2 protein-coding genes are annotated in these 2,894 nt (G+C 26.2%); both read right to left on the minus strand.

The window, feature by feature from the left end:
- Positions 1-462 precede the first annotated feature (462 nt).
- Positions 463-1,404 carry a GNAT family protein gene (locus LLF98_RS12160; RefSeq protein ID WP_291703950.1) on the minus strand — a complete coding sequence of 314 codons (942 nt, stop codon included), beginning with the start codon at positions 1,402-1,404 and terminating at the stop codon, positions 463-465.
- 506 nt (positions 1,405-1,910) lie between these two features.
- The gene (locus LLF98_RS12165) at positions 1,911-2,672 is read right to left on the minus strand and encodes a tRNA threonylcarbamoyladenosine dehydratase (RefSeq protein WP_291703952.1); all 762 of its coding nucleotides are present in this window, start codon (positions 2,670-2,672) and stop codon (positions 1,911-1,913) included.
- Positions 2,673-2,894: the final 222 nt, after the last annotated feature.

Raw genomic sequence — 2,894 nt, forward strand, 5'->3', positions numbered from 1 at the left:
CAATTAAAGAATTGCTGGTTTACTTAAATGTATTTATATTATTCTGTTCAATTTTCAAAGACCATTTTCTTTCACAACTTTCGTTGTAACTATTTGTTTTTATTTGTCACACTCAAGCGACTTACTTAGTGTATCACTTGGATTGAATGCTGTCAACAACTTTTTTAAAATCTTTTAAACTCTTTTTTCAAAAGGTTTTTATCAAATTCTTTTAAATTGTTTCCGTCTCTTTGCGACGCCTTTTATCTTAACATATATGGTTACCTGAGTTATTATAATACTCATTGTTTTTCGAATTTAAATACACGATTCTATATTATTCTCTTTTTTTCTACATTATACTATTATTGATACACTAGGCATAGTTATTCATACATCATTGCTGTATATATACTTTTAACCTACTCTATCCTCAGATTTTCATATCTCTTTTTATTATTTTTCAATAAAATAGTTCTCTTCTTACTTGAAATATTCCTTTAAAATACAATAAGTTGCATGATCTTCCCATTTCCCATTAATCAAAAGATACTTTTCATTTATCCCAATTAACTTAAACCCACATTCTATCAACACCCTTCTTGATTTTTCATTTCTTACTAGAGCGGATGCTTCTATCCTATGAAGATCACATTCATCAAATGCATATTTAAGTAAAAGTCTAACACTTTCCTTCATATACCCTTTACCTTGTTCATCTTCATCTATAGAATAACCTAATATTCCATTCTTAAAAGATCCATGTAGGATTCTTGAAAGTTTTATTTTCCCAATTAATTTTTCTTCTTTAAAGATTCCCAAATCAACGCTTATTCCATTTAAAAATTCTCTATAACTCTTGTTTAAGAATCTTTTTTGAGCTTCTAATGTATAAAAATTACTATCTTTAGTTGGTTCAAAAGGTGCTAAATGGTTTTTGTTTTTTTTATAGTATTCTAGCACTTCCTCTGCATTCATAGCAGTTAGGTTTCTAAGAATTATATCTCCCCCCTTCAACTCTGCTAATGAATATCTACTCATTTTGTTATATTCTATTCGAGTTATTCCAAATGATAATTCATCAAAATATTCACCTTTAAAGTATTGATTCTGATTAAATATTCCCTCTAAGGTAAATCCTAAATCTAAAAATGGATTAAAATTTATATTTTCAAGAACTTTAATATTAACTTTATAAATATTTGAATCTTTAAATGTAGCTTTTAAAATAAGAGTTAACGTATCATTTAATAGTTCATAATTATATTCCCTATAGAACTTAAATTTTATATCGCATGTCTTACTTGAACTTTCTAATTCCATAGTACTAAATCTGCCAATAATAATATCATTCATATCTTTTATCAAATACTCTGTTTTGCTTAATTTATCTACTTGTATTTTTACACTTACATCTAATTGCATATAGTTCTCTCCTACATTTATTAACATACATATTTTATATTTTATAATTTGTTATTTTTTGAATATTCCTAATACCATTTAACAATACTCATTCAACATTTATGTTGAATTTCCTTCTAACCATTATTCCAAACTTTATCTTTTAATTAATTTCCAATAAAATTATTAAGACACTATGAAAGAAAATAACAAGTCAACGATATGATTTACATTTTGCATCAGATAAGGAGGTATATCTGCATCACAGTTAGCTAATTTTCACTTTTCATTCAATACGATTCTAAAATTAATATATAACATATATCTTGGAAAAGAATGTACATAAAAATTGTACTTAGAAATATATTTTATCTACATTTTCGATTAAAACTATTTACTTATACACATAATCCACAATATATTGTTAATAACCTTCATCACCATCCCAATATATTGTGGGCTTTCTTTTTCCCTTCATTATTTTAATTTATTCCAATTAGTTCTATTCAATTTGCTAGAATTAAATATCACTTTGTTTCTAATATCTTTCTAATTACTTCTCCACCAATTATCAATCCTGCAACTGAAGGAACAAAAGATATACTTCCTGGTATTTGTCTCTTAATTGCACACTTTTTAGTACCTCCTGTACAAACACATCCCGTTTTACAAGTTACTACATCTTCATAATCAGGCTTTATAGGTATTTCTTCAGAATATAAGACTTGTAATTTCTCTACACCTCTTTTTCTCAATTCATGTCTCATAACTTTTGCTAAAGGACAAACTTTAGTTTTAAATACATCTGTAATTTTGAATTGAGTTGGATCTAATTTATTTCCTGTTCCCATAGAGCTAATTATTTTTATATTATTTTTATAACAATATTGTGCTAATCCTAGTTTTGCTGAAACAGTATCTATTGCATCTACAACATAATCAACATCACTTGGGATTATCTCTGATATATTTTCTTCAGTAACAAAAACTTGATGAGTTATAACCTTGCATTCTCTATTTATAGATTCTATTCTTTCCTTCATTACTTCAACTTTAGGTTGACTTATAGTCTTATACGTAGCATGTACCTGTCTATTTAAATTAGTCAAACAAACTGTATCATCATCAACAATAATTAATTTTCCAACTCCAGACCTAGCAAGTGCCTCAATTGTATAACTTCCTACCCCGCCTACGCCAAAGACAATTACTTTGCTATTTCTCAATTTATCTAATCCATCTTTACCTATTAAAAGTTCTGTTCTTGATAAAAAATGTTGTGTTGCCATATTTTATTTTCTCCTTTTTAAATAATTTATTTAATACTATGTATTTTAGCATATTTACTTTTAATTTTTGCATTTATCTACATATATATGTTGCAAAATGAAAACTTCAAAAATAACTATCAAGAAAAAATATCCATAAATATAAATCAACTAAAATATCCAAACTAAAAATAAAATTATCGAGAGGTGTTAACTATGGATGTTTTAGTGCTTAATAAGATT

Origin of the sequence: Clostridium sp. (genome assembly GCF_021372645.1) — a bacterium.
Classification (GTDB): Bacteria; Bacillota; Clostridia; order Clostridiales; family Clostridiaceae; genus Clostridium.

Coding starts and splice junctions, on each gene's coding strand:
- LLF98_RS12160 (WP_291703950.1), bottom strand. CDS start 1,404: ATGCAATTAGATGTAAGTGTAAAAATACAAGTAGATAAATTAAGCAAA.
- LLF98_RS12165 (WP_291703952.1), bottom strand. CDS start 2,672: ATGGCAACACAACATTTTTTATCAAGAACAGAACTTTTAATAGGTAAA.